A 26,030-nucleotide genomic window follows, 5' to 3' on the forward strand; every position below is an offset into this window, starting at 1 on the left:
AAAAATAACGGTAATACGCCGTTAACCTGCCTGAAACACAAAGGGCCGCTTGGCATCAATGCCAAGCGGCCCTGGAAAGCACTGACTAGACGCGTTAGATCAAATTACTGGGTCCACTCGGCGACGCGTTCCGGGTGTTTGACCACCCAGTCCTTGGCGGCCACTTCAGGTTTTGCACCATCCTGGATGGCCAACATGACTTCGCCAATTTCGTCTTTCGACTTCCACTGGAAGTTCTTCAGGAACTTCGCGACTTCTGGCGCTTTGGTTGCCAGTTCTTTGCTACCGATGCTGTTCACGGTTTCAGCCGCGCCATAAACACCTTTCGGGTCGTCCAGGAAGCGCAGTTTCCACTTGGCGAACATCCAGTGCGGCACCCAACCGGTGACAGCGATGGATTCGTTTTTCTTCTCGGCACGGGTCAGCTCGGCAATCATGCCGGCACCGGAACTGGCCTTGAGGGTGTAGTTGCTCAAACCGTAGTCCTTGATCGCCTGATCGGTCTTGAGCATCACGCCTGAACCGGCGTCGATACCGACGATACGACCTTTGAAGCTATCGTCGGTTTTAAGATCGTCAATGGTCTTGGCCTTGACGTACTCCGGCACGATCAAGCCGATTTTCGCATCCTTGAAGTTCGGGCCGTAATCGACGACCTGATCCTTGTTCTTCGCCCAGTATTCGCCATGGGTCACTGGCAGCCAGGCTGACAGCATCGCATCGAGTTTGCCGGTGGCCACACCCTGCCACATGATCCCGGTGGCCACGGCTTGCAACTTCACGTCGTAACCGAGCTTTTGCTTGATCACTTCAGCAGCCACGTTGGTTGTGGCGACGCTGTCCGACCAGCCGTCGACATAACCAATCGTCACAGCCTTGCCTTCAGCACTGGCCACAGCAGAACTGATCGCCAGCACCAAAGCGGCACCTGCGCCCAAGAGTCGTCGCATCTTCATCGTTACTTCCCCGAAAGTGCTGCGCCCGACGGATGCCGAGCAGCGTCAACGTATTGTTATGGTGCACAGCGCCCCCATCACGCCTCACCGCAAACTCGTTCGAACATCAGCGGAGTACTGATGCCTCGATAATCAACCTCGCGCCCAAGGCGACCTGCTCTGACTGCGACCTCAAGGCATCGAGAAACGACATCAGAACGCCAGTAATCGCGTCCCGCAAAAATGCCTCTGCGATTCCCGCCCGAACTTTGCATGTCAAAATTATGCAGGTCACCAAGCACCGGGCAAATGCAGGTAAGATGCGCGGCTTTGTTCCCAGACGGCCTGACCATGCCCGCCACCTCGCGCTTCCCTTTCTTCGCTTATCTATTTGCCTGCCTGCTTGGCCTGTTTGCCCTTGGTGGTTACTGGTACGGGCTCGGTCAACCGGTGGTGCTGCCGGACGTGGCCAGCGCCACGCACAAATTGCAGTGCGCCTCGTACACACCGTTCGATAAGGACCAATCGCCATTCGATCAACCGTTCAAACTGCGCCCTGAACGCATGGACGCCGACCTCGCGTTGCTGGCAACCCGCTTCGAGTGCATTCGCACCTATTCGATGACCGGCCTGGAAGCGCTGCCGGAGCTGGCGCGCAAACATGGCCTGAAGCTGATGATCGGCGCCTGGGTCAACAGCAATCCGGTGGACACCGCCAAGGAAGTCGAACTGCTGATCGCCGAAGCCAACGCCAACCCGGACGTGGTCAGCGCAGTGATCGTCGGCAACGAAACCCTGCTGCGCAAGGAAGTGACCGGCGCACAATTGGCCAAGCTGATCAACCACGTCAAGAGTCATGTCAAACAGCCGGTCACCTACGCCGACGTCTGGGAGTTCTGGCTCAAGCACCCTGAAGTCGCCCCGGCGGTGGACTTCCTGACCATCCACTTGCTGCCGTACTGGGAAGATGATCCGTCCAACATCGACGCCGCTCTCCAGCACGTCGCCGAGGTTCGGCAGATCTTCGGCAGTCGCTTCGCCCCCAAGGACGTGATGATTGGCGAAACCGGCTGGCCGAGTGAAGGTCGTCAACGGGAAACCGCCGTACCGAGCCGGGTCAACGAAGCCAAATTCATTCGTGGCTTTGTGGCGATGGCCGAGCAGCAAGGCTGGCATTACAACCTGATCGAAGCCTTTGACCAACCCTGGAAACGCGCCAGTGAAGGTGCGGTAGGCGGCTACTGGGGGTTGTTCGATGCAGACCGTCAGGACAAGGGCGTGCTGGCAGGTCCGGTTACCAACGTGCCGTTCTGGCCACAATGGCTGGCAGTCGGTGGCCTGATATTCCTCGGTACGCTGATGCTGGGCGGCCGTGTACGCAGCACCCGCGCGGCGTTGATGCTGCCACTGCTGGGCGCGGTCGCTGCGTGCTCGATTGGCACCTGGGGTGAACTGGCTCGTGTCACCAGCCGCTTTGCCGATGAGTGGATCTGGGCCGCGTTACTGAGCGGTCTGAACTTTTTGGTACTGGCCCACGCGGCGTTGTTCCTCAGCACCAGAACCGGTTGGCGTGAACGCGCCTTCAATGCGCTGGAGCGTCGTGCCGGCTGGTTGTTGGCCGCTTCCGGGTTCGCTGCCGGGGTGATGATGCTGGCGCTGGTGTTTGAACCACGCTATCGCAGCTTCCCAAGCGCCGCCCTGCTGCTGCCAGCGCTGGTCTACCTGATTCGCCCGGTCAGGGCACCGCGCCGGGAGATCGCACTGCTGGCCTTCATCATCGGCGCCAGCATTGCCCCGCAACTGTACCGCGAAGGCCTGTTCAACCAGCAAGCCTGGGGCTGGGCGCTGGTTTGCCTGCTGATGGTTGCCGCGCTGTGGCGTAGCTTGCGGGTGCGCAAGGGCTGATCGCCAGACACAAAAAAGGGATGACTCAGGTCATCCCTTTTTTAGACACGCTCGATAAAGCTCAAGCCTCTGTACGTTGTGCACGCACCAACCGCAACCCCGCGATCACCACGGCAAATACCGCAATGCCGGTGTTGTACAACGCCAATGCCGGAAACCCGAACACCAGCGCCAGCACCGCCAGCCACCAGCCGGCCCGGCCCGGCACTACAAAGCCCAGCACCGCCGCCGCCCATGCAGCCCAGCCCATCACCTTGAAGTGAATCATCAAGCCCAGGGTCGAACGCGCCTGGCATTCCCAACGGCTCGCCTCATCGACGCAGAGACCGACCCACTGGGCATCCTCCATCAGGACATAACGCAGGCCATAGTTGGCGGCCAGCCACAGCGGCAAGGCGATAAGCAAAATAATGACGGGCAGACGGCGAGACATGGAGCACTCCGATAAACGAAAACGGCGCCCAGCTTAATCGCCCGCCAGCGGTAAGCAAGCAAGACCATCAGAAAACTGTTCAGGCAATCGCTGCAAAGTGTATCGTCACGCCACTATTGGTCCGAATTCAGCCTCTTGGGTACCGTCGCATGGCACTTTGGCGCAACACCAGCGGTCATAGCCTGCGAACCTCATCAGGCACCTTCCTCTCAGGGATTTAGTCATGCTCCGTTCCTTGCGCTTTGCTGCCTTGATAGGCGGCCTTATTTTGAGTGCGTCCGCACTGGCGGCAGACATCGACGCCGTCAGTTATGGCTACCCCTTGACCAACCCGTTCGAGGCGACCCTTGCCACGACCCCGCCGGAGTTGCGTCCCGAGTTGCCATCCGATGACGCGATCCACCAATCGGATTACACCCTGACGCTGCGCCCGGAGCGCGACTTCAACCTGCCGGACAATTTCTGGGCAGTGAAAAAGCTCACCTATCGCATGGCCACACAGGATCACGCTGCACCGCTGATTTTCCTGATCGCCGGCACTGGCGCACGCTTCGACAGCAGCATTAACGAATACCTGAAAAAGCTCTATTACAAGGCCGGTTATCACGTCGTTCAACTGTCCTCGCCGACCAGTTTCGACTTCATGAGCGCCGCGTCGCGCTTCGCCACTCCAGGCGTGTCCCAGGAAGATGCCGAGGACATGTACCGCGTGATGCAAGCCGTTCGCGCGCAAAACCCGAGGCTGCCGATCACCGACTACTACCTCACTGGCTACAGCCTGGGCGGACTGGATGCGGCGTTTGTCAGCAAGCTGGATGAAACCCGACGCAGCTTCAACTTCAAGAAAGTCTTGCTGCTCAACCCTCCGGTCAACCTCTACACCTCCATCACCAACCTCGACAAGCTAGTACAAACCGAGGTCAAGGGCATCAACAACAGCACCACGTTCTATGAACTGGTGCTCAACAAGCTGACGCGCTACTTCCAGCAGAAAGGCTACATCGACCTCAACGACGCGCTGGTCTACGACTTACAGCAATCAAAACAGCACCTGACCAACGAACAGATGGCCATGCTGATCGGCACTTCGTTCCGCTTTTCGGCGGCCGACATCGCCTTCACCTCGGACCTGATCAACCGACGCGGCCTGATCACCCCGCCCAAGTTTCCGATCACCGAAGGCACCAGCCTCACGCCATTCCTCAAACGTGCACTGCAATGTGATTTCGACTGCTACCTCACCGAGCAGGTGATCCCGATGTGGCGCGCCCGTACCGACGGCGGCAGCATCTTGCAGTTGATTGACCAGGTCAGCCTCTACGCGCTCAAGGACTACCTGCACGACAGTCCGAAAATTGCCGTGATGCACAATGCCGACGATGTGATCCTCGGCCCGGGCGACCTCGGCTTTTTGCGTAAAACCTTCGGCGATCGCCTGACGGTTTACCCTCACGGCGGCCATTGCGGCAACCTCAACTACCGCGTCAACGCCGACGCCATGCTGGAGTTCTTCCGTGGCTAAACACCTCCTTCTTCTCGCTGCACTGCTCAGCGCAGGCGGCTATGCCAATGCCGACAACAGCAAGGCCAACACCACGACCGTGGTTGATCAGGACGGCTTCACCGAGCCGATGACCAAACTCAAGTTCAACCCGGGGCTGGACCAGCGCGAATTCGAACGCTCGACCCTGAGTGCGTTGAACGTCTATGACCCGCTGGAGTCGTGGAACCGTCGGGTCTACCACTTCAACTACCGCTTCGACCAATGGGTGGCCTTGCCGGTTGTTGACGGGTATCGCTATATCACCCCCAGCTTCCTGCGCACCGGTGTCAGCAACTTCTTCAACAACCTGGGTGACGTGCCCAACCTGGTGAACAGCTTGCTGCAGTTCAAGGGCCAGCGTTCGCTGGACATCACCGGGCGACTGCTGCTCAACACCACCCTCGGCATCGGCGGTCTGTGGGACCCGGCCACCGCCATGGGCCTGCCGCGCCAGAGCGAAGACTTCGGCCAGACGCTGGGCTTCTACGGGGTTCCGGGTGGTGCCTACCTGATGCTGCCAATCCTCGGCCCATCAAACCTGCGTGATACCGCCGGTCTTGCGGTCGACTATTCGGCTGAGTCGGCGATCAACTACCTGAACGTCTCGAAAGTCAGCGCAAACCACCCGGAAATCTGGGTCCTGCGCGGCATCGACAAGCGCTACCAGACCAACTTCCGCTACGGCCAGCTGAACTCGCCGTTCGAGTACGAGAAAGTGCGTTACGTGTACACCGAAGCGCGCAAGCTGCAGATTGCCGAGTAAGGCATTCAGCCAACAAAAAAGGCCATTCGATGCAGATCGAATGGCCTTTTTTATATAGAAGCAGATCAAAGGATCGCAGCCTGCGGCAGTTCCTACAGGAGATCGGCGTACATCTGGAGCTGCCGCAGGCTGCGATCTTTTCAGCCTTTTACAGCCCGCCAGATTTTGCTTGCCGCCATCACCCCAGCCAACACCACAGCCCCCGCAACTATCCCCGCTGCCGCGTTGAGCAAGCTCGACACGATCCATGAGAAACCGCCGAGGCTCTGACTGACGCCTTCGATCCAGTGATGCACCGCTGGCACGCCGTGGGTCAGGATCCCGCCGCCGACCAGAAACATCGCCGCCGTGCCGATCACCGAAAGGCTTTTCATCATGTACGGCGCGGCACGCAGGATCGCGCCGCCGATGTTTTTGACCATTTGCCCAGGCTTGCGTGTCAGCCACAGACCAAGGTCGTCGAGCTTGACGATGCCCGCCACCAGACCATAAACGCCGATGGTCATGACGATAGCGATGCCCGACACCACGATCACCTGCTGCATCAGCGTTGCGCCGGCCACGGTGCCAAGGGTAATGGCGATGATTTCAGCCGAAAGGATGAAGTCGGTGCGCACCGCACCTTTGATCTTGTCCTGCTCGTACGCCACCAGATCCGTCGCCGGATCAGCTACGGCTTCGACCCACTGCGCGTGTTCCGCCTGATCTTCAGCCTTGCTGTGGAGGAACGTGTGGGCGAGTTTTTCGAAGCCTTCGAAACACAAATAAGCGCCACCGACCATCAACAAGGGTGTGACCAGCCAAGGAATGAAAGCACTGATGGCCAGCGCCGACGGCACCAGGATCAGCTTGTTGCGAAACGAGCCCTTGGCTACGGCCCAGACCACCGGAATTTCCCGTTCGGCACGCACACCGGATACCTGCTGGGCGTTGAGCGCCAAGTCGTCGCCGAGCACGCCGGCGGTCTTCTTAGCGGCCATCTTGGTCATCAGCGCGACGTCGTCGAGTACGGCGGCGATATCGTCGATCAACACCAGCAAACTGCTTCCGGCCATGAATCATGGTTTCCTTCGGGAATAAAGGGTGCGCAGCATAACGTGCCGCGCCGCTTAAGGGCATTCTTGAGCGCCGCGCGAGGCCGGTGCTACCATGCGCAACCGCCAGCACAGGCAAGGAATCACCTGGTTTATGAGCACTATCCGCGAACGCAATAAAGAACTGATCCTGCGTGCTGCCAGTGAAGAGTTTGCCGACAAAGGCTTCGCCGCGACCAAAACCAGTGACATCGCGGCCAAGGCGGGGTTGCCCAAGCCCAACGTCTATTACTACTTCAAATCCAAGGAAAACCTTTACCGTGAGGTCCTGGAAAGCATCATCGAGCCGATTCTCCAGGCCTCGACGCCGTTCAACGCCGATGGCGTGCCGAGCGAAGTGCTCAGCGGCTACATCCGCTCGAAGATTCGCATCTCCCGTGACCTGCCGTTCGCGTCAAAGGTGTTTGCCAGCGAGATCATGCACGGTGCGCCGCACCTGAGCGCCGACCTGGTCGAACAGCTCAACGCCCAGGCCAAGCACAACATCGACTGCATCCAGACCTGGATCGATCGCGGCCAGATCGCCCCGATCGACCCCAACCACCTGATGTTCAGCATCTGGGCCGCCACCCAGACCTACGCCGACTTCGACTGGCAGATCTCCGCCGTCACCGGCAAGGCCAAACTGGATGAAAGCGACTACGAAGCGGCCGCGCAGACCATCATTCGCCTGGTACTCAAGGGCTGCGAGCCAGATCGATAAAAAGATCGCAGGCTCCTACGTCGAACGCGCTTATTTGTAGGAGCTGCCGCAGGCGGCGATCTTTTAATCGTGATTAAGCCGTCGCACCCGCATCCGCCCGCAATCCCAGCGCCTCGATTGCGCTGATCGCGCATTGTTCATCGATGTCCGAGGTGTCGCCGCTGATGCCGATGGCCCCCAGCACGCCCCCCTCCTGATCACGAATCAGCACCCCGCCCGGCGCGGGCACCACGCTGCCCTGCCCCAGGCTGTTCAACGCGGCGATAAACGCCGGGCGCTGTTGCGCGTCCAGTGCCAATAGCCGTGAGCCCTTGCCCAGCGCAATCGCGCCCCAGGCCTTACCGATGGCGATCTGTGGACGAAGCAGGCTCGCGCCGTCTTCACGCTGCAAGCTCAACAAATGCCCGCCCGCATCAAGTACTGCAATGGTCAGCGGTGCCGCGGCGATCTTGCGCCCGAAGGCGATGGCCTGACCGGTCAGGCTGACTGCGACTTTCAAGGTTAAAGCGCTCATGGGTGCCGTCCTTATCTTGTTATGGGAAAGCCTTTGGGATTCTTTTTGTTGAGAAGCCCGACGCAACAAATAGAACACAATGAGTTATTTTTTTGTATACAATAATTCTCGAAAAGCAGCTCGTGCGACGAAACGCCACAGCGTTTATGGCTCTCCGACGAATGAAACAGCCGCTTGAGAAAATGGATTGACCTGCGCCGTCCGCCGTGAATACACTCTGCGCAAAGACACTTGTATACAATTACAAAACGTAAAGAGGCACAAAACCATGAGCAAAATGAGAGCAATCGAAGCCGCCGTTCTGGTGATGCGCCGTGAAGGGGTTGATACCGCTTTTGGCATTCCGGGCGCTGCAATCAACCCGCTGTACTCCGCCCTGCAAAAGGTCGGCGGCATCGATCACGTCCTCGCTCGCCACGTAGAAGGCGCCTCGCACATGGCCGAGGGTTACACCCGCACCAAGGCTGGCAACATCGGCGTGTGCATCGGCACCTCCGGCCCTGCCGGCACCGACATGGTCACCGGGCTCTACAGCGCCTCGGCTGACTCGATCCCGATTCTTTGCATCACCGGGCAAGCTCCCCGCGCCCGTATGCACAAGGAAGACTTCCAGGCGGTCGACATCACCAGCATCGTCAAGCCGGTGACCAAATGGGCGACCACCGTTCTGGAACCGGGCCAAGTGCCTTACGCGTTCCAGAAAGCCTTCTATGAAATGCGCTCCGGCCGTCCGGGCCCGGTGCTGATCGACCTGCCGTTCGACGTGCAGATGGCCGAAATCGAGTTTGACATCGACGCTTACGAACCTCTGCCACTGGCCAAACCAGCGGCCACCCGCAAGCAAGTCGAGAAAGCCCTGGCCATGCTCGATCAGGCTGAACGCCCATTGCTGGTGGCTGGCGGCGGCATCATCAACGCCGATGCCAGCGACCTGCTGGTGGAATTCGCCGAGCTGACCGGCATCCCGGTTATCCCGACGCTGATGGGCTGGGGCACGATTCCGGACGATCACCCGCTGATGGTCGGCATGGTCGGCTTGCAGACTTCGCACCGTTACGGCAATGCGACGATGCTCAAATCCGACGTGGTGCTGGGCGTGGGTAACCGCTGGGCCAACCGTCACACCGGTTCGGTTGAGGTGTACACCGAAGGCCGCAAATTCATTCACGTCGACATCGAGCCGACCCAGATCGGCCGTGTGTTCACCCCGGATCAGGGCATCGTTTCCGACGCCGGTCTGGCACTGAAAATGTTCATCGAAGTCGCCCGCGAGTGGAAAGCCGCCGGCAAACTGAAGGACCGCAGCGCCTGGCTGCAAGACTGCCAGCAGCGCAAAGCCAGCCTGCACCGCAAGACTCACTTCGACAATGTGCCGGTCAAGCCGCAGCGCGTGTATGAAGAGATGAACCAGGTGTTCGGCAAAGACACCTGCTACGTCAGCACCATCGGTCTGTCGCAGATTGCCGGCGCGCAGTTCCTGCACGTCTACAAACCGCGTCACTGGATCAACTGCGGTCAGGCAGGCCCTCTGGGCTGGACCATTCCGGCAGCGCTGGGCGTGGTCAAGGCTGACCCGAACCGCAAGGTTGTGGCACTCTCGGGCGACTACGACTTCCAGTTCATGATCGAAGAGTTGGCGGTGGGCGCGCAGTTCAAACTGCCGTACATCCACGTCGTGGTGAACAACTCGTACCTGGGTCTGATCCGTCAGGCGCAGCGCGGTTTCGACATGGACTACTGCGTGCAGCTGTCCTTCGACAACCTCAACGCACCAGAGCTCAACGGTTACGGGGTTGACCACGTCGCAGTGGCCGAGGGCCTGGGTTGCAAGGCACTGCGCGTGTTCGAGCCAAAGGACATCGCCCCTGCCCTGCGCAAGGCCGAAGAGCTGATCGAGGAATTCAAGGTTCCAGTGATCGTCGAGATTATCCTGGAACGCGTGACCAACATTTCCATGGGCACCGAGATCAACGCGGTCAACGAATTCGAAGACCTGGCGCTGGTCGGCAGCGACGCCCCCACGGCGATTTCGTTGCTGGATTAAGAATGACTTGTCACCTGTAGCAGCTGCCGAGGCACGAGGCTGCGTTGCGTGTCCGCAGGACCGCCGTCGGGGGCCGCTTCGCAGCCCAACGCAGCCTCGTGCCTCGGCAGCTGCTACAGGCACATATTTTTTACAGGAGACCACCATGCCGCGTTTCGCAGCCAACCTGTCCATGCTGTTTACCGAGCAGGATTTTCTTGCCCGCTTTGAAGCGGCCGCCAAAGCCGGCTTCAGTGGTGTCGAATACCTGTTCCCGTACGATTTCAGCTCCGCCGACATCAAGGCACAACTTGATGCGAACGGTCTGACCCAAGTGCTGTTCAACCTGCCGGCCGGTGACTGGGCCAAGGGTGAACGCGGGATCGCCTGCCATCCGGATCGGGTGGAAGAGTTCCGCGCCGGGGTCGATCTGGCGATCGCTTATGCACAGGTTCTGGGCAACACCCAAGTCAACTGCCTGGCCGGTGTCCGCCCACAAGGCGTAGACGATGCCATCGTTGAAAAGACCTTCGTCGCCAACCTCAAATACGCCGCCGACAAGCTGCAAGCGGTGGGCATCAAACTGGTGATGGAAGCCATCAACACCCGCGACATCCCGGGCTTCTACCTGAACAACACCGCTCAGGCGCTATCGATTCGCGAACACGTGGGCAGTGCCAACCTGTTCCTGCAATACGACATTTACCACATGCAAATCATGGAGGGCGACCTGGCCCGCACCATGACCACGCACCTGGACGAGATCAACCACATTCAACTGGCCGACAACCCGGGCCGCAATGAGCCGGGCACTGGTGAAATCAACTACCGCTTCCTGTTCGAACACCTGGACCGCATCGGTTACCAGGGCTGGGTCGGCTGTGAATACAAACCGCTGACCACCACTGAAGCGGGTTTGGGTTGGTTGAAGACGCATAACGCAATCTGATCGAACACTGACATCACTGTAGGAGCTGGCGAAGGCTCGGGCCGCGTTCGGACGATCTTTTGATCTTCGGCTTTTTAAAAAGTCAAAAGATCGCAGCCTTCGGCAGCTCCTACACGAGCTGCAATAAAAACAAGAGGATTTTCTCATGGCTAAAATCGGATTTATCGGCACCGGCATCATGGGCCACCCAATGGCGTTGAACCTGCAGAAAGCCGGTCACAGTCTGTTCCTGTCGGCGCACCACGACCCCGCTCCGGCTGACCTGGTCGCCGCCGGCGCGGTCGCTCTGGCGAGCCCGAAAGAAGTCGCTCAGGAAGCCGAATTCATCATTGTCATGGTGCCGGATACCCCACAGGTCGACGACGTGCTGTTCCGTGCCGACGGCGTCGCCGCCGGTGTTGGCAAAGGCAAAGTGGTCATCGACATGAGCTCGATCTCGCCGACCGCGACCAAAGCCTTCGCGGCGAAGATCAACGAGAAAGGCGCGCAATACCTCGACGCCCCGGTGTCCGGTGGTGAAGTTGGCGCTAAAGCCGCGACCCTGAGCATCATGGTCGGTGGCGACAGCGATGCGTTCGAACGCGCACTGCCGCTGTTCCAGAGCATGGGCAAGAACATCACTCTGGTCGGCGGCAATGGCGACGGTCAAACCGCGAAAGTGGCGAACCAGATCATCGTTGCGCTGAACATCCAGGCCGTTGCCGAAGCCCTGCTGTTCGCCTCGAAGAACGGTGCCGATCCAGCCAAGGTGCGTGAAGCGCTGATGGGCGGTTTCGCCTCGTCGAAGATTCTCGAAGTGCACGGTGAGCGCATGATCAAAGGCACCTTCGATCCAGGCTTCCGCATCAGCCTGCACCAGAAGGATCTCAACCTGGCCCTGGCCGGCGCTCGCGAACTGGGCATCAACCTGCCCAACACCGCGAGCACCCAGCAAGTGTTCAGCACCTGCGCGGCCATCGGTGGCAGCAACTGGGACCACTCGGCGCTGATCAAGGGTCTGGAACACATGGCGAACTTCTCGATTCGCAAGTAGGAGCTGCCGCAGGCTGCGATCTTTTGATCTTGAAGTGCATCTGTAAAAAGATCGCAGGCTTCGCCAGCGCCTACGAAGCCGGGCTCACTCATTCGAGGTGATACCCGATTTGCCCAGGAGCTGCCGAGATCTGCGATCACCTAATAACAAGAAATCCGGGAGCCCGCCATGTCGGTCGATCCGCAACAAATCCTGCGCGAGCTGTTTGCCACAGCCATCGACGCGGCCCATCCGCAGCATGTCCTCGAAGCCCATTTACCCAAAGATCGCAGTGGTCGAGTGATCGTCATTGGTGCCGGCAAAGCCGCCGCGGCCATGGCCCAGGTGGTCGAGCGCTGCTGGCAGGGTGAAGTCTCTGGCCTGGTGGTCACCCGCTACGGTCACGGCGCTCCTTGCGAAAAAATCGAAGTGGTCGAAGCCGCCCACCCGGTGCCTGATGCGGCAGGTCTGGCCGTGGCCAAACGGGTGTTGGAACTGGTCAGCCACCTGAGCGAAAACGATCGCGTGATCTTCCTGCTGTCGGGCGGCGGTTCGGCTTTGCTCGCTCTGCCAGCCGCCGGCATTACCCTGGCCGACAAACAGGCGATCAACAAAGCCCTGCTCAAATCCGGCGCTACCATTGGCGAGATGAACTGCGTGCGCAAGCACCTCTCGGCGATCAAGGGCGGCCGTCTGGGCAAAGCCTGCTGGCCAGCCACTGTTTACACCTACGCGATTTCCGATGTCCCGGGCGACCTCGCGACCGTGATCGCTTCCGGCCCGACCGTGGCCGATCCGAGCACCTCGGCACAAGCCCTGGACATTCTCAAACGTTACGCCATCGAGGTTCCGGCGTCGGTGCGCAGCTGGTTGCAAAGTCCTGAATCGGAGACGGTAAAACCCGGTGATCCGAGCCTCGCCCGCAGCCATTTCCAACTGATCGCCCGCCCGCAGCAATCCCTGGAAGCGGCCGCAGTAAAAGCCCGTCAGGCCGGCTTCAGCCCGTTGATTCTCGGCGATCTGGAAGGCGAATCCCGCGAAGTGGCGAAAGTCCACGCCGGCATCGCGCGCCAAGTGGTGCTGCACGGTCAGCCGCTGGCGGCGCCCTGCGTGATTCTTTCTGGCGGTGAAACCACCGTCACCGTGCGCGGCAATGGCCGTGGCGGACGCAACGCCGAATTCCTGCTGAGCCTGACCGACAGCCTCAAAGGCCTGCCCGGCGTCTACGCACTGGCCGGTGATACCGACGGCATCGACGGCTCCGAAGACAACGCCGGCGCAATCATGACCCCGGACAGCTATGCCCGCGCCACCGCCCTGGGTTTGAGCGCCCCCGATGAGTTGGACAACAACAATGGCTATGGCTATTTCGCGGCGCTCGACGGGTTGATCGTCACCGAGCCAACGCGCACCAACGTCAACGACTTCCGCGCCATCCTGATCCTCGAGAGCCCTGAACATGACGCCTGATAAAAAGGTCAAAATCCTCGCCACCCTCGGCCCCGCCACCGACGGCATTGATGACATCCGCGAGTTGGTCGAAGCCGGGGTGAACATCTTTCGCCTGAACTTCAGCCATGGCGATCACGCCGACCACGCCCAGCGCTACCAGTGGATCCGCGAAGTCGAGCGGCAACTCAATTACCCGCTCGGCATTCTGATGGACCTGCAAGGTCCGAAACTGCGGGTCGGCAAGTTTGCCGAAGGCAAGGTGCAACTGGTGCGCGGTCAAGCCCTGCGCCTGGACCTCGATGCCACGCCGGGTGATGAGCGTCGGGTCAACCTGCCGCACCCGGAAATCATCGCCGCGCTGGAACCCGGCATGGACCTGCTGCTGGACGACGGCAAACTGCGTTTGCGGGTGGTGACCCAGTACGCCGATGCCATCGACACCACGGTGCTCAATGGCGGCGAGCTGTCGGACCGTAAAGGCGTCAACGTGCCGCAAGCGGTGCTCGACCTCAGCCCGCTGACCGCCAAGGATCGTCGTGATCTGAGTTTCGGTCTGGAGTTGGGTGTCGATTGGGTCGCGCTGTCGTTTGTGCAGCGTCCTGAAGACATTCGTGAAGCGCGCGCACTGATCGGCAACAAAGCCTTTTTGATGGCGAAAATCGAAAAGCCGTCGGCCGTTGAACAACTGCGCGAAATCGCCGAACTGAGCGACGCGATCATGGTTGCCCGTGGCGATCTGGGTGTGGAAGTACCGGCCGAGAGCGTGCCGCAGATCCAGAAAGACATTATCAGCACCTGCCGCCAGCTCGGCAAACCGGTGGTGGTAGCGACCCAGATGCTCGAGTCGATGCGCTTCTCTCCGGCGCCGACGCGTGCCGAGGTGACCGACGTCGCCAATGCTGTAGCAGAAGGTGCTGACGCGGTGATGCTGTCGGCGGAAACCGCCTCTGGCGATTACCCGCTTGAAGCGGTGCAGATGATGAGCAAGATCATCCGCCAGGTCGAGAGCGGTCCGGATTACCAGGCACAACTGGACGTCAGCCGACCCAAAGCTTGCGCCACGACCTCGGACGCTATCAGCTGTGCGATCCGCCGGATCAGCAACATCCTGCCGGTGGCGGTGTTGGTGAACTACAGCGAGTCCGGCAGCTCGAGTTTGCGTGCTGCGCGGGAGCGGCCAGCAGTGCCGATCCTCAATCTGACGCCGAACCTGCAAACAGCGCGGCGCTTGAGCGTCGCGTGGGGCGTGCATTCGGTGGTCAACGACCGTCTGCGACAGGTCGACGAGGTGTGCTCCACCGCACTGGAAATCGCCCAGGCGCAAGGCATGGCCAAGCGCGGCGACACGTTGTTGATCACCGCGGGCGTGCCTTTCGGTCAGCCGGGATCGACTAACTCGTTACGTATAGAGACGTTGATCTAACCCATCGATTCAGCGAGCGCTACGCGCTCGAACGCAGCCTTCGGCAGCTGCTACGGGAGCGGCGTCATCCGTAATTTCGTAGCAGCTGGCGCAGCCTGCGTTCGGCCGCGTAGCGGTCGTCCCGGCACCTGCTGCTCATTCAAATAAACACCACCATGCCCTCACATCACTTCAACACCCACTGCCCCGACTGGGCCACCGCCCTGCTCAACGGCTTCAGCCAGATTTTCCTCCAGCGCAATCCTTTGTGCGGTCTGCTGTGCCTGCTGGCCATCCTGTTTACCGCTCCGACGTTGCTCGGCGGCGCCCTGTTGGGCGGCGTGGCCGGTTTGCTCACCGCACAACGTCGCGGCTACGCCAAGGCTGATCGCCAGGCCGGGCTCTTCAGCTACAACGGCGTATTGCTTGGCCTGTTACTGAGCCTGCAATTTCGTTGGTCAGCCATACTGCCGCCACTGATCCTCGCCTGCGGCGGACTGAGTGCAATCGTCACCCAGCAATGGCTCAAGCGCGCTCGCGACCAGCATTTTCTGCCCGCCTACACCGCACCTTTCGTGGGATTGGGCTGGATACTGCTGAGCTTTGCCGACCCTGCACAGCCGACACCTGTATCACTGCCAGCACTTGATTTCCTGAGCTTGCTCGGCGCCGAGTTCAAAGGCCTGGGCCAAGTCATCTTCCTCGACCATCCCTTGGCCGGCGTGTTGATCGCCGCCGGGCTATTGCTTGCCAACCGCCGCGCTGCTCTCTGGGCGCTGGCCGGTTCCGGCGCGGGTCTGCTCTGCGCCTTGTGGCTGAACGAGACTTCCGGTGCATTGCTCGGCCTGCATGGCTACAACCCGGCACTCGCCGCCCTCGCCTTCAGCCAGCAACGCCGCCAACCCTGGTTGCCATTGCTGGGTATCGCGCTGGCGATCCTCCTCACACCGGCTTTCGCTGCCGTGGGGTTGGCGACCTTGACCGCGCCGTTCATCCTCGCCTGCTGGTTGCTGCGTTCGGGGATTCGCCTGCTGCGCCAAGCGGCCACAGACAGTACGCCTTGCCAAACCTCGGAGAATCAACCTAGGCTGCGCTGATTTATGGCCAAGGCGATTTGTATGAACAGCAACGACACGTGGCGCAACCGCCTGTACGTGATCATTTTCCATACCGACACGGTGGCCGGGCGGCGCTTCGACAGCACGCTGTTGCTGATCATCCTCGCCAGCCTGGTGGTGGTGATCCTCGACAGCATCGATGAGGTTCATCAGAACTTCGCCGACCTTCTGGCGTACCTCGAATGGGGCTTCACGATCATCTTCCTGGCGGAGTACATTCTGCGCCTGTACTGCTCGCCCAAACCGCTGCGTTACGCCTTCAGTTTTTATGGGCTGGTGGACTTGCTGGCGATTGTTCCGGGGATCCTTGCGCTGTATTACAGCGACGCGCAGTACCTGCTGATCATCCGAATCATCCGTATGCTGCGGATCTTTCGCGTGCTCAAACTGCTCCCCTACCTGAAGCAGGCCCATTACCTGCTCGATGCCCTGCGCGGCAGCAAACAGAAAATCATCGTATTCCTGCTCAGTGTCTGCACCCTGGTTACCGTGTTCGGCACGCTGATGTACGTGGTCGAAGGCCCGGAGCATGGCTTTACCAGCATTCCCAAAGGGATCTATTGGGCGATCGTCACCCTGACCACCGTCGGCTACGGCGACATCGTACCCAAGACCGCCTTGGGGCAGGTTATTTCGTCGATGGTGATGATCACCGGTTACTCGATCATCGCCGTCCCTACCGGGATATTCACTGCCGAACTGGCCACAGCCATGCGCGGCGAACAGCTGGAACATGACTGCCCGGTGTGCAGCAAGAACCACCATGAACCCAGCGCGGCATTCTGCTCACGTTGTGGCAATGCACTGTTCAAGAAAATGGAATAAGCAAAGTACTTTTTAATCTTTAAAGAGATATGCAGCCCCGGCTATAGTCGACGGCAAATTGCCTTCATCTCGAACAAAAGGAATGTGCAGTGAAAAAGATCTTTGGCGCCTCACTTCTGGCCGCAGGCCTGGCCCTCGCGAGCGTGGCCCAGGCCGCACCCACCCTGCTCAACGTTTCCTACGACGTGATGCGCGACTTCTACAAGGACTACAACACTGCCTTCCAGAAACACTGGCAAGCCGAGCACAACGAAAACATCACCTTGCAGATGTCCTTCGGCGGCTCCAGCAAACAGGCCCGTTCAGTGATCGACGGTCTGCCGGCTGACGTCATCACCATGAACATGGCCACCGACATCAACGCCTTGGCCGATAACGGCAAACTGGTGCCAGAAGACTGGGTGACTCGCCTGCCGGACCACAGCGCGCCGTTCACGTCCGCCACCGTGTTTATCGTTCGCAAGGGCAATCCGAAAGCCCTGAAAGACTGGCCGGACCTGCTCAAGGACGGCGTGCAAGTGATCGTGCCAAACCCGAAAACCTCGGGCAACGGCCGCTACACCTATTTGTCGGCCTGGGGTTATGTGCTGAAAAACGGCGGTGACGAGAACAAGGCCAAGGAATTCGTCGGCAAGCTGTTCAAACAAGCCCCGGTACTTGACACCGGCGGCCGCGCAGCCACCACCACCTTCATGACCAACCAGATCGGTGACGTGCTGGTGACCTTCGAAAACGAAGCGGAAATGATCGCCCGCGAGTTCGGCCGCGACCAGTTCGAAGTGATCTACCCAAGCGTCTCCGCCGAAGCCGAGCCGCCAGTCAGCGTGGTCGACAAAGTCGTCGACAAGAAAGGCACCCGCGCTGTCGCCGAGGAATACCTGAAGTACTTGTGGTCCCCGGAAGGCCAGGAAATCGCCGCCGCCAACTACCTGCGTCCGCGTGACCCGGCAGTGCTTGCCAAGCACACCGACCGCTTCCCGAAAGTCGACTTCCTGTCGGTAGAGAAAACCTTCGGTGACTGGCGCACCGTGCAGAAAACCCACTTCAACGACGGCGGGATTTTCGATCAGATTTACAGCGGGCAGTAAGTGCTGGATCAGTCATGAAAAAGGCGACCTTCGGGTCGCCTTTTTAATACTTGCCGGTGACTCACATCGGCGGCACCACACCATCCTTGCCGGCCGAGATCGATTGCGCCGTCAGGGGGCCGTCGGCGCTTTGGGTGGCGAACAACACGACCTTGACCCCGACTTTGAGCAGGCTGCGGTCAGCTAGCGTCAGGTTGACGATCGGCACGTCTTCCGGCACCAGGATGGTCTGCTGGCCGCCCTTGTAGTTGACCGTCAGCGTGCGGCCATTGCTGACCACCAGGTCGCCGACGCTGCCGTTGGTCATGCTGCTGCCCTTGACCAGATCGAACGGGCGGTGGCCGTCGCCGGTGCCGGCCATTTCGGGTGGGAACACATGCACTTCCAGCGCCTTGAGCGTGCCATCGGCTTGCGGTATCGCCGCCGAGCCAATGTAGCTGCCAGGCTTGATGTCTTCGATATTGGCCAAGGTCACCGCGCGGACCTTTGTATCCTTGGTCAACTGGATGAGCACGTTCTCGCCCCTGTTGGTGTGCACTTTCAGGACCTCTTCGGACACACTCGTGATTTCACCGCGCACGCCAATACGCATGCCCGGTGCGTCCTCGGCCAGCACCGAAGTGGCAATCAGCAAGCCGCCCAGGGAAATCACACCAATGTTGCGTATCAGGCTACCAAACATCGTTTTCATGGGGCCGGTTTCCACTGATGGAACGTTGAAAAGGACTGATACCCGAGGGCCCAACCGCCCACACAGATCATAGGCGCGCTACGGAACAAGATAAAAGCTTCGCGAGCATCGGAACGCCACTTGCGGATGGCCCTCAATGCCGCACCAACTTCTCCATCGCCGCATCCGCCAAAAACGAAGAGCGGCTTTTGACGTTGTGCTCACGTACATAGCGGTCAATTCGCTGGATAACGTAGCCGGGCAACGTCACGTTGACCTTCTCGGTACTCAAGCACAAAAAACCAACGCATGACGTACGATTGTTTTTGAATCGAGCCGTGATTTGCGTAGAAGAGTGGGTCGAGAGTTTCGTTTATTGCGATTTTCGTTTAATTCGAATAGCCTTTCTGCATCGCCTATTCAAAACGCCGGAAATCATCATGTCGACCGTCACTCGTCCCCCGATCAATCTACCCATGGAGCGTGAGGTACAGGCCGCCATCGAAGGTCAGCGCGCCTTGGCAGGCTATCTCGCTACTCGGTTCGACACTCAGCGGATTCAGATTTTCGATGAGCAGAATGAAGCTCACAGTGTCGAACTCCCGACTTCGGCCCTGCGGTTGCTTGTCGATATCCTGGCAGAGCTGGCAGCGGGCAATGCGGTCAAAGTAGTGCCGGTCCACGCAGAACTCACCACGCAAGAAGCCGCCGACCTGCTCAACGTCTCACGCCCACACCTGATCAAACTGCTGGAATCCGGGGAACTGTCCTACCACAAAACCGGCAAGCACCGGCGTGTGCGTTTTGCCGAATTGATGGACTATAAATGCAAGCGCGATGCAGCCAGTGAGCAAGCAATGGCATTACTCGCAGAACAGGCACAGGCGTTGAGGTTCGGATACGAGTGAGGCATTCCTCTTTTACCGTTGTATACGATGCTTGTGTTCTTTACCCCGCCCCCCTACGCGACTTTCTGATGTGGCTCGCACTTTCCGGACGGTTTCGAGCGAGATGGACGCTGGAGATACACAACGAGTGGAAAAGGAATCTTCTGAAAAACCGTCCTGATCTGACGCCAGAACAATTGGATCGCACATCCGACCTGATGAATCGGGCCATACCCGACGCCTGCGTGACCGGCTACGAAAACCTGATCGAAGGACTTTCGCTGCCGGATGTCAATGATCGTCATGTCCTGGCTGCCGCCATACGCTGTAATGCCAGCGTCATCGTGACCTTCAATCAAAAAGACTTCCCCACCAGAAAGCTCGACCCCTTTGGCATCGAAGCCCAGCACCCCGACGAATTTATCGATAACCTTTTCGACCTGGATCCTGCGGCGGTTATTGCGTCAGCCCAACGGCAGCGCCAGCAACTGAAAATGCCACCAATGAATATCGATACCTACCTGGATTTGCTGCTGCGCCAAGGCCTGGTGCAGTCGGTAAAGGCGTTGACCGAATACCGAGCCATTCTTTAACGCTCTTCGCTAGACGCAAATGCAAAAACGGCGACCCTGAGGTCGCCGTTCACGTTACTGACTGTATTGCTTGCCCAATCCCGGCGGTACGCCATGGACATCCGTCTCCTCCCAGGGCCCATTCGGGCTGATGCTGCGGCTCCAGCCGTTGTTCCAGCGGTAGTAGGTGCGCTGGCGGTAGAAGGTGTCGGTCTGGTCGTCGAGGACGTAGACACCGAGTTTCGCATCCCAATGGCTGTTGCCGCCGGGTGGTGGAGCGAAGCTCGCCGAGGTGCGCGGCTGTGGTTTGGCGGGCTTGTTCGGCGTCACCGGTTTGCCGGGGGCGGTCGTCGGCGTCGGTTTGCTGCCTGGGCCCGATGGTGGAATCGGCGGCAAGCGGCCTTCATCTGAAGGCGGCTGGACCGCACATGCGCTTAACCCCAAAACAAGACTGAGCAGGGTGATACGAGCGATGGCGGTCATAGCGGTTTTCCTGGTTATTTGTCGGGACTGTCGATGGTCAATTGTTGCGGCGCGGTGGTGCTGCTGGCCAAAGGCTCGCTGCGACCGACCCATTCGCCGGCAGTCGGTTGGCCGGCACGGGAAACGCGCGCGACCAGTTGGACTTCAGGAAAGTTAGACAGTTTCAACTGCGGCATCATTGCGTCTGCATCGCCCAGTTCGACGGTCGCTGGCAGGTCGGCAACGGTCAGGCGCTTGGCCGCCAATGGCGCCGGAGGGCCTGAAGTGGCGCGAGCGAAGATGAACACGCTGTCACCCGGTTGAACCTTGGCTTTCAAATCTGCTGCCAGATCAACCGTCACTTTCAGCAATGCCGAAGGCTTGGCCGCTACGACAGGCGCCTTGACGACAGCACCGCCGCTCTCTTGCAGCTTTTCGGTCGCCCGCGCAATACCGCCTTGCAGCGCGCTGCGGGAGTTATCTTCAGGTGGCAATTGCGCCAACAGACGATTCCAGTAATCGATGGCGTCCTGATAACGTTCGCCTTCGAAGGCCGCAATGCCCAACAACCCAAGGCTGGTGACTTCTTTAGGATCGGCTTTGAGTGCCTCGTCGGTCAGCGCCTGGATCTTGTCCGACCACTTTTTGTTGTCGGCAAAATACTGCGCCTGGGCCCACTGGCCGAGCAATTCGGGCTGACGGCCAGCCAATGCCACGGTGCGTTCGAAGATCTTCGCCGCGTCGCCAGGACGGTCCTGAGCCATGTAGGTACGCCCCAGGAAATACAGGCCTTCAGCGGAGTCCGGTTGAGCCGCAACAGCGCGCTCCAGACGACGGGTCATCTCTTCCATCGACTGTGGTGCCTGGGCGAATTCACGGGTCAGTTCGACCTTGTCGCTGGCGCCGAAATGCAAGTACAGACCCAGGCCCAACACCGGCACCAGGATCGCGGCCAGCAGCGGCAGCGGCTTGCCCAGACGGGAAACCCGGCCCGTGTCGGCACCTTCGGTGTCGGCCAGCAGTTCGCGAGCCGCTTCGTCACGCCCGGCGCTCATTTGCGTCGAATCGAGTACGCCTTCGGCCTGCTGAGTCTGCAACTCAGCCACGCGCTCCTGATAAAGCGCCACGTTCAGCGCGGTACGGTCCTCTTCACGCTGGGCGCGACGCCCACGCAGAACCGGGATCAACAGAAAACTCAGGGCAACCAGTAGAAGCAGACCTGCAGCGAGCCAGAAATCAATCATTCTTGGTTTTATCCAACAGTTGGTCGAGGCGCTTGCGTTCCTCGGCAGAAAGCGTGTCCGGGCCTGCCGTGCGCTCGGCACGACGACGGCGGACGATCACGGCGATCACCAGCACCCCACCGAGCAACAACCCGGCCGGGCCAAACCACAGCAATGCAGTCTTGCCGGTCAGGGCAGGCTTGTAGCGCACGAAGTCGCCATAGCGGTCGACCATGAAGTCGATGATCTGCTGGTTGTCCTTGCCCTCGCCGAGCATGCGGAAAATCTCTTTGCGCAGGTCAGTGGCGATCGGTGCGTTGGAATCGGCAATGTCCTGATTCTGGCACTTGGGGCAACGCAATTCTTTGGTCAGTTCGTGAAAACGCTCGCGCTCGGCGTCATTGGCGAACTCATAAGTATCAATGGCCGCGTGAGCGACACCGGCAATACTCAGGCCGAGTACGGCGGCAGCAATCCAGCGCTTCATGGCTTGGCCTCGTCGACCAGCGCCTGATACTTGGCCGCCAGTTGTTCACGCCAGACCACTTCGTCGATCACTCCGACGTATTTGTCGCGGATGATGCCTTTGGCGTCGATAAAGAAGGTTTCCGGCGCGCCGTAAACACCGAGGTTCAGGCCCAGGGAGCCGTCCTCGTCACGGATGTCCAGCAGGTACGGGTTGTGGAACTCGACCAGCCATTTCAAGGCGTCAGCATTGACGTCCTTGTAGTTGACGCCGTAGATCAGCACGCCCTGCTGGGCCAGTTTGTTCAGCACCGGGTGCTCGACCCGGCAGGAAATGCACCAGGTGCCCCAGACGTTGACCAATGCCGGCTTGCCCAGCAGATCGGCGCGGGTCAAGGTCTTGTCGCCCTGCACGGCCGGCAGGGAAAACTCGGGGAACGGCTTGCCGATCATCGCCGAGGGCAGCTCGGCCGGGTTCAGGTACAGCCCCCGGTAAAGAAACACCGCCACCACCAGAAACAGCGCCAGTGGCAACACCATTAACCAACGTCTCATGCAGTGGCTCCCGTCATGCCCAGCGCTTCACGCACGCGACTTTTCACCTTGACCCGATAACGACGATCCAGCGCCGCCAGCAACCCACCGAAACCTGTCAGCAAACCGCCGAGCCAGATCCAGCGCACGAACGGTTTGACGTGCACGCGCACAGCCCAGGCGCCATTTTCCAGTGGCTCGCCAAGGGCCACGTACAGGTCACGGGTGAAACCGGCGTCGATGCCGGCTTCGGTCATCATTGTGTTCTGTACGGTGTACAGACGTTTTTCCGGGTGCAGCACGGCGACTTCCTTACCCGATCGAATTACCCGAATGGTGCCTTTGTCGGAGGTGAAGTTCGGTCCTTCGAAGTGCTTGGCGCCTTCGAAAATGAAGTGATAACCGGCCAGGTCCATCGACTCGCCCGGCGCCAGACGCAGATCGCGCTCCGCGCTGTTCTGGCTCGAAAGCACCACACCCAGCGCGCATACGGCAATCCCCAAGTGCGCAATCTGCATGCCCCAATAGCTGCGGGTCAGGCTCGGCAGGCCTTTGATCAGGCCTTTGTTGCGCGTCTTGTCGAAAATGTCACGCACACCGGCCAGCAACACCCAGGCCGCGAGCATGAAGGTCGCCAGCACGGCCCAGTTGAAGTCGCCGTAAGCGATCCCGGCCACGACCGCCAAAGCAGCGCTGCCGAGCAACACCGGGGTCAGCATGCTCATCAGCCATTTCACCGGGGTGTCTTTCCAGCGCACCAGTACACCCACCGCCATCACCCCCATCAGCAACGCCATCAACGGAATGAACAACGCGTTGAAATACGGCGGGCCGACCGACATCTTGGCGCCGGTCAGGGCATCGAGCAGCAGCGGATACAAGGTCCCGAGCAAAATCATCGAAGCCGCGACCACCAGCACCAGGTTGTTGCCCAGCAGCAGGGTTTCACGTGACCACAGATTGAAGCCGACGTGGCTCTTGACCACCGGGGCGCGCAGGGCGAACAGCGTCAGCGAACCGCCGACCACAAACAGCAGGAAGATCAGGATGAACACGCCGCGCTCAGGGTCCGAGGCAAACGCGTGCACCGAGGTCAGCACGCCGGAACGCACCAGGAAGGTCCCCAGCAGGCTCAGCGAGAACGCGGCAATCGCCAGCAACACGGTCCAGCTTTTGAACACACCGCGTTTTTCGGTCACGGCCAACGAGTGAATCAGCGCCGTACCCACCAGCCATGGCATGAACGAGGCGTTTTCCACCGGGTCCCAGAACCACCAGCCACCCCAACCGAGTACGTAGTAAGCCCACCAGGAGCCGAGGGTGATGCCGATGCCGAGGAATGCCCAGGCGACAATGGTCCAAGGTCGCGACCAGCGCGCCCACGCCGCATCCAGACGACCACCGAGCAGGGCAGCAATAGCGAAGGCAAACGCCACCGAAAAACCGACGTAACCCATGTAGAGCATTGGCGGGTGAACGATCAGGCCGATGTCTTGCAGCAACGGGTTGAGGTCATGACCATCCGTGGGAATCTGCGGCAGGATGCGTGCGAACGGGTTCGACGTGAGAATCAGGAACAGCAGGAAACCAGTGCTGATCATGCCCATCACCGCCAGCACGCGAGCCAGCATGACCTGCGGCAACTGCCGGGAGAAGATCGACACGGCGAAGGTCCAGCCGCCGAGAATCAGCGCCCAGAGCAGCAAGGAGCCTTCGTGGGCACCCCATACCGCGCTGAACTTGTAGTACCACGGCAAGGTGCTGTTGGAGTTGTTGGCAACATAACCAACCGAAAAGTCATCGGTCATGAAGGCGTAGGTCAAGCAGCCGAAGGCGAACACCAGAAACGTAAACTGGCCCCAGGCAGCGGGTTGCGCCAGCCCCATCCACATCCGGTCACCGCGCCAGGCACCGAGCAACGGCACAATGGCCTGGACGATGGCAAAGCACAGGGCGAGGATCATCGCCAGATGGCCCAATTCGGGAATAAAGATGCCTGAGGTCATCGATCAACCCTCCTTCGCGGGTGTTGGAGCAGATTGACCGCTGTCTTTCAGGGCCTTGGTCACTTCGGGCGGCATGTACTTCTCGTCGTGCTTGGCCAGCACTTCGTCAGCCACCACCACGCCGTCTGCATTCAGTTTGCCCAACGCAACGATGCCCTGCCCTTCGCGGAACAGGTCCGGGAGGATGCCGCGGTAGGTGATGGTCACGGATTTGTTGAAGTCGGTGACGATGAATTTCACGTCCAGCGAGTCGCCGGAACGTTGCAGCGAGCCCTTCTCGACCATGCCACCCGCACGGATGCGCGTGTCTTGCGGGGCTTCGCCATTGGCGATCTGGGTCGGCGTGTAAAAGAGGTTGATGTTCTGCTGCAAGGCACTCAAGGCCAGGCCAACAGCTGCGCCGACACCGATCAGGATCGCGAAAATAATGATAAGACGCTTTTTACGCAGCGGATTCACTTGCTGTTCTCCCGGCGCAGACGACGCGCCTCTTGTTGCAGGTAACGCTTGCGGGCCAGGATCGGCGCAGCCACGTTGAGAGCCAGTACCGCCAGGCAGATGCCATAGGCCGACCAGACATAAAGACCGTGATGGCCCATGGCGAGGAAGTCGCCGAATGAAGCAAAACTCATTACGCGGCCTCCAGGCTGTTTTGCACTTCGGCTTTGACCCAGCTTGCACGGGCTTCGCGCTTGAGCACTTCAAGACGCATGCGCAGCAACAACACCGCGCCGAAGAAACAGTAGAAACCCAGTACCGTCAGCAGCAGCGGCAGCCACATCTCGGCCGGCATTGCCGGTTTTTCAGTGAGGCTGAAGGTCGCGCCCTGGTGCAGGGTGTTCCACCACTCCACCGAGTACTTGATGATCGGGATGTTGATCACTCCGACAATCGCCAATACCGCGCAGGCCTTGGCCGCGCTGTCGCGATTGCTGATGGCATTGCCCAGTGCAATAAGACCGAAATACAGAAACAGCAGAATCAGCATCGAGGTCAGGCGCGCATCCCAGACCCACCACGAACCCCAGGTCGGTTTGCCCCAGATTGCCCCGGTGACCAGCGCTACAGCGGTCATCCAGGCACCGATCGGCGCCGCGCATTGCAGGGCGACATCCGCCAGTTTCATCTTCCACACCAGCCCGACAATGCCGCAGACCGCCAGCATCACGTAGCAGGACTGCGCCAGCATGGCGGCCGGAACGTGAATGTAGATGATCCGAAAGCTGTTGCCTTGTTGGTAATCCGGCGGCGCAAAGGCCAGGCCCCAGACCACGCCGACGCCGATCAGCAGCAACGCCGCGACGCTCAGCCAGGGCAGCAGTTTGCCGCTGATGCCGTAAAACCATTTGGGCGAGCCGAGCTTATGAAACCAGGTCCAGTTCATTACTGTTTCCATCACGGTTGCTCTTCGCCATCACGAAGAGTCTGGGTCTGCCTTTTTTTAAAAAAAAG

Annotated in this window: 27 protein-coding genes and 1 pseudogene; 14 read left to right on the forward strand and 14 right to left on the reverse strand. The window is 59.8% G+C overall.

Annotation, left to right across the window (positions count from 1 at the left end):
- Positions 1-104 precede the first annotated feature (104 nt).
- The gene (locus BLL42_RS06030; RefSeq protein ID WP_071551228.1) at positions 105-956 is read right to left on the reverse strand and encodes a glycine betaine ABC transporter substrate-binding protein; all 852 of its coding nucleotides are present in this window, start codon (positions 954-956) and stop codon (positions 105-107) included.
- Between the two features lie 288 nt (positions 957-1,244).
- On the opposite strand from BLL42_RS06030, the gene BLL42_RS06040 reads away from it, so the two are divergent.
- Positions 1,245-2,840 (forward strand): glycoside hydrolase family 17 protein, encoded by a 1,596-nt coding sequence (locus BLL42_RS06040; RefSeq protein ID WP_071551229.1) that lies wholly within the window; start codon positions 1,245-1,247, stop codon positions 2,838-2,840.
- A 61-nt stretch (positions 2,841-2,901) separates the two neighbouring features.
- On the opposite strand, the gene BLL42_RS06045 is transcribed toward BLL42_RS06040, so the two are convergent.
- Positions 2,902-3,273, reverse strand: coding sequence for a hypothetical protein (locus tag BLL42_RS06045; RefSeq protein ID WP_071551230.1), 372 nt, complete (start codon positions 3,271-3,273; stop codon positions 2,902-2,904).
- Between the two features lie 223 nt (positions 3,274-3,496).
- Between BLL42_RS06045 and mlaY the strand changes: the two genes are divergently transcribed.
- On the forward strand, positions 3,497-4,795 hold the full coding sequence (gene mlaY, locus BLL42_RS06050) for a lipid asymmetry maintenance lipase MlaY (protein WP_071551231.1): 1,299 nt from the start codon (positions 3,497-3,499) through the stop codon (positions 4,793-4,795).
- Positions 4,788-5,579, forward strand: coding sequence for an MlaA family lipoprotein (locus BLL42_RS06055; RefSeq protein ID WP_071551232.1), 792 nt, complete (start codon positions 4,788-4,790; stop codon positions 5,577-5,579). Before mlaY ends, BLL42_RS06055 begins: the two co-directional genes overlap by 8 nt.
- A 140-nt stretch (positions 5,580-5,719) precedes the next feature.
- On the opposite strand, the gene BLL42_RS06060 is transcribed toward BLL42_RS06055, so the two are convergent.
- Positions 5,720-6,634 (reverse strand): DUF808 domain-containing protein, encoded by a 915-nt coding sequence (locus BLL42_RS06060; RefSeq protein ID WP_071551233.1) that lies wholly within the window; start codon positions 6,632-6,634, stop codon positions 5,720-5,722.
- Between the two features lie 133 nt (positions 6,635-6,767).
- Between BLL42_RS06060 and BLL42_RS06065 the strand changes: the two genes are divergently transcribed.
- Entirely contained in the window at positions 6,768-7,376 is a 609-nt protein-coding gene (locus tag BLL42_RS06065) for a TetR/AcrR family transcriptional regulator (RefSeq protein WP_071551234.1), read from the forward strand.
- A 73-nt stretch (positions 7,377-7,449) separates the two neighbouring features.
- On the opposite strand, the gene BLL42_RS06070 is transcribed toward BLL42_RS06065, so the two are convergent.
- Positions 7,450-7,890 carry a GlcG/HbpS family heme-binding protein gene (locus tag BLL42_RS06070; RefSeq protein ID WP_071551235.1) on the reverse strand — a complete coding sequence of 147 codons (441 nt, stop codon included), beginning with the start codon at positions 7,888-7,890 and terminating at the stop codon, positions 7,450-7,452.
- A 268-nt stretch (positions 7,891-8,158) separates the two neighbouring features.
- Here BLL42_RS06070 and gcl point away from each other — a divergent pair, with 268 nt between their 5' ends.
- The 8 genes from gcl to BLL42_RS06110 all read left to right on the forward strand — a co-directional run bounded on the left by gcl (position 8,159) and on the right by BLL42_RS06110 (position 17,759).
- A complete protein-coding gene (gene gcl, locus BLL42_RS06075; RefSeq protein WP_071551236.1) occupies positions 8,159-9,934 on the forward strand; it encodes a glyoxylate carboligase in 1,776 nt (591 codons plus the stop codon).
- A gap of 145 nt (positions 9,935-10,079) precedes the next feature.
- On the forward strand, positions 10,080-10,862 hold the full coding sequence (gene hyi, locus BLL42_RS06080) for a hydroxypyruvate isomerase (RefSeq protein WP_071551237.1): 783 nt from the start codon (positions 10,080-10,082) through the stop codon (positions 10,860-10,862).
- Between the two features lie 145 nt (positions 10,863-11,007).
- Entirely contained in the window at positions 11,008-11,895 is an 888-nt protein-coding gene (locus BLL42_RS06085; RefSeq protein ID WP_071551238.1) for a 2-hydroxy-3-oxopropionate reductase, read from the forward strand.
- A gap of 168 nt (positions 11,896-12,063) precedes the next feature.
- Entirely contained in the window at positions 12,064-13,344 is a 1,281-nt protein-coding gene (locus tag BLL42_RS06090; RefSeq protein ID WP_071551239.1) for a glycerate kinase type-2 family protein, read from the forward strand.
- Entirely contained in the window at positions 13,334-14,749 is a 1,416-nt protein-coding gene (pyk, locus tag BLL42_RS06095) for a pyruvate kinase (RefSeq protein WP_071551240.1), read from the forward strand. Before BLL42_RS06090 ends, pyk begins: the two co-directional genes overlap by 11 nt.
- Before the next feature lie 155 nt (positions 14,750-14,904).
- The gene (locus BLL42_RS06100) at positions 14,905-15,825 is read left to right on the forward strand and encodes an urea transporter (protein ID WP_071551241.1); all 921 of its coding nucleotides are present in this window, start codon (positions 14,905-14,907) and stop codon (positions 15,823-15,825) included.
- A 21-nt stretch (positions 15,826-15,846) separates the two neighbouring features.
- Entirely contained in the window at positions 15,847-16,671 is an 825-nt protein-coding gene (locus BLL42_RS06105) for an ion transporter (RefSeq protein ID WP_071551242.1), read from the forward strand.
- Between the two features lie 89 nt (positions 16,672-16,760).
- On the forward strand, positions 16,761-17,759 hold the full coding sequence (locus tag BLL42_RS06110) for a sulfate ABC transporter substrate-binding protein (protein WP_071551243.1): 999 nt from the start codon (positions 16,761-16,763) through the stop codon (positions 17,757-17,759).
- 61 nt (positions 17,760-17,820) lie between these two features.
- On the opposite strand, the gene BLL42_RS06115 is transcribed toward BLL42_RS06110, so the two are convergent.
- Both BLL42_RS06115 and BLL42_RS06120 read right to left on the reverse strand, forming a co-directional pair.
- Entirely contained in the window at positions 17,821-18,450 is a 630-nt protein-coding gene (locus BLL42_RS06115) for a DUF5666 domain-containing protein (RefSeq protein WP_174553326.1), read from the reverse strand.
- A gap of 133 nt (positions 18,451-18,583) precedes the next feature.
- Positions 18,584-18,715, reverse strand: a pseudogene (locus BLL42_RS06120) (type II toxin-antitoxin system HicB family antitoxin); the annotation flags it as partial.
- Positions 18,716-18,869: 154 nt separating this feature from the next.
- Here BLL42_RS06120 and BLL42_RS06125 point away from each other — a divergent pair.
- The gene (locus BLL42_RS06125) at positions 18,870-19,337 is read left to right on the forward strand and encodes a helix-turn-helix domain-containing protein (protein ID WP_071551244.1); all 468 of its coding nucleotides are present in this window, start codon (positions 18,870-18,872) and stop codon (positions 19,335-19,337) included.
- Positions 19,334-19,909 (forward strand): PIN domain-containing protein, encoded by a 576-nt coding sequence (locus tag BLL42_RS06130; RefSeq protein WP_071551245.1) that lies wholly within the window; start codon positions 19,334-19,336, stop codon positions 19,907-19,909. The genes BLL42_RS06125 and BLL42_RS06130 overlap by 4 nt, the downstream gene beginning before the upstream one ends.
- A gap of 54 nt (positions 19,910-19,963) precedes the next feature.
- Here BLL42_RS06130 and BLL42_RS06135 read toward each other — a convergent pair whose 3' ends face one another.
- From BLL42_RS06135 to BLL42_RS06170, 8 genes are read right to left on the reverse strand one after another with little or no spacing between them, the layout of a single operon-like run.
- Positions 19,964-20,371: a hypothetical protein gene (locus BLL42_RS06135; RefSeq protein WP_071551246.1), complete on the reverse strand. Its 408-nt coding sequence runs from the start codon at positions 20,369-20,371 to the stop codon at positions 19,964-19,966.
- Between the two features lie 14 nt (positions 20,372-20,385).
- Entirely contained in the window at positions 20,386-21,594 is a 1,209-nt protein-coding gene (gene ccmI, locus BLL42_RS06140; protein ID WP_071551247.1) for a c-type cytochrome biogenesis protein CcmI, read from the reverse strand.
- Complete coding sequence (locus BLL42_RS06145) at positions 21,587-22,060, reverse strand: cytochrome c-type biogenesis protein (RefSeq protein WP_071551248.1); 474 nt, start codon at positions 22,058-22,060, stop codon at positions 21,587-21,589. The genes ccmI and BLL42_RS06145 overlap by 8 nt, the downstream gene beginning before the upstream one ends.
- Positions 22,057-22,593 carry a DsbE family thiol:disulfide interchange protein gene (locus BLL42_RS06150; protein WP_071551249.1) on the reverse strand — a complete coding sequence of 179 codons (537 nt, stop codon included), beginning with the start codon at positions 22,591-22,593 and terminating at the stop codon, positions 22,057-22,059. Before BLL42_RS06150 ends, BLL42_RS06145 begins: the two co-directional genes overlap by 4 nt.
- Positions 22,590-24,578, reverse strand: coding sequence for a heme lyase CcmF/NrfE family subunit (locus BLL42_RS06155; protein ID WP_071551250.1), 1,989 nt, complete (start codon positions 24,576-24,578; stop codon positions 22,590-22,592). Before BLL42_RS06155 ends, BLL42_RS06150 begins: the two co-directional genes overlap by 4 nt.
- A gap of 3 nt (positions 24,579-24,581) precedes the next feature.
- A complete protein-coding gene (ccmE, locus tag BLL42_RS06160) occupies positions 24,582-25,037 on the reverse strand; it encodes a cytochrome c maturation protein CcmE (protein ID WP_071551251.1) in 456 nt (151 codons plus the stop codon).
- The gene (gene ccmD, locus BLL42_RS06165) at positions 25,034-25,210 is read right to left on the reverse strand and encodes a heme exporter protein CcmD (RefSeq protein ID WP_019692354.1); all 177 of its coding nucleotides are present in this window, start codon (positions 25,208-25,210) and stop codon (positions 25,034-25,036) included. Before ccmD ends, ccmE begins: the two co-directional genes overlap by 4 nt.
- Complete coding sequence (locus BLL42_RS06170) at positions 25,210-25,962, reverse strand: heme ABC transporter permease (RefSeq protein ID WP_054596312.1); 753 nt, start codon at positions 25,960-25,962, stop codon at positions 25,210-25,212. The genes ccmD and BLL42_RS06170 overlap by 1 nt, the downstream gene beginning before the upstream one ends.
- Positions 25,963-26,030 lie beyond the last annotated feature (68 nt).

The organism is Pseudomonas frederiksbergensis (assembly GCF_001874645.1).
In the GTDB taxonomy this organism is placed as follows: Bacteria; Pseudomonadota; Gammaproteobacteria; order Pseudomonadales; family Pseudomonadaceae; genus Aquipseudomonas; species Aquipseudomonas frederiksbergensis_B.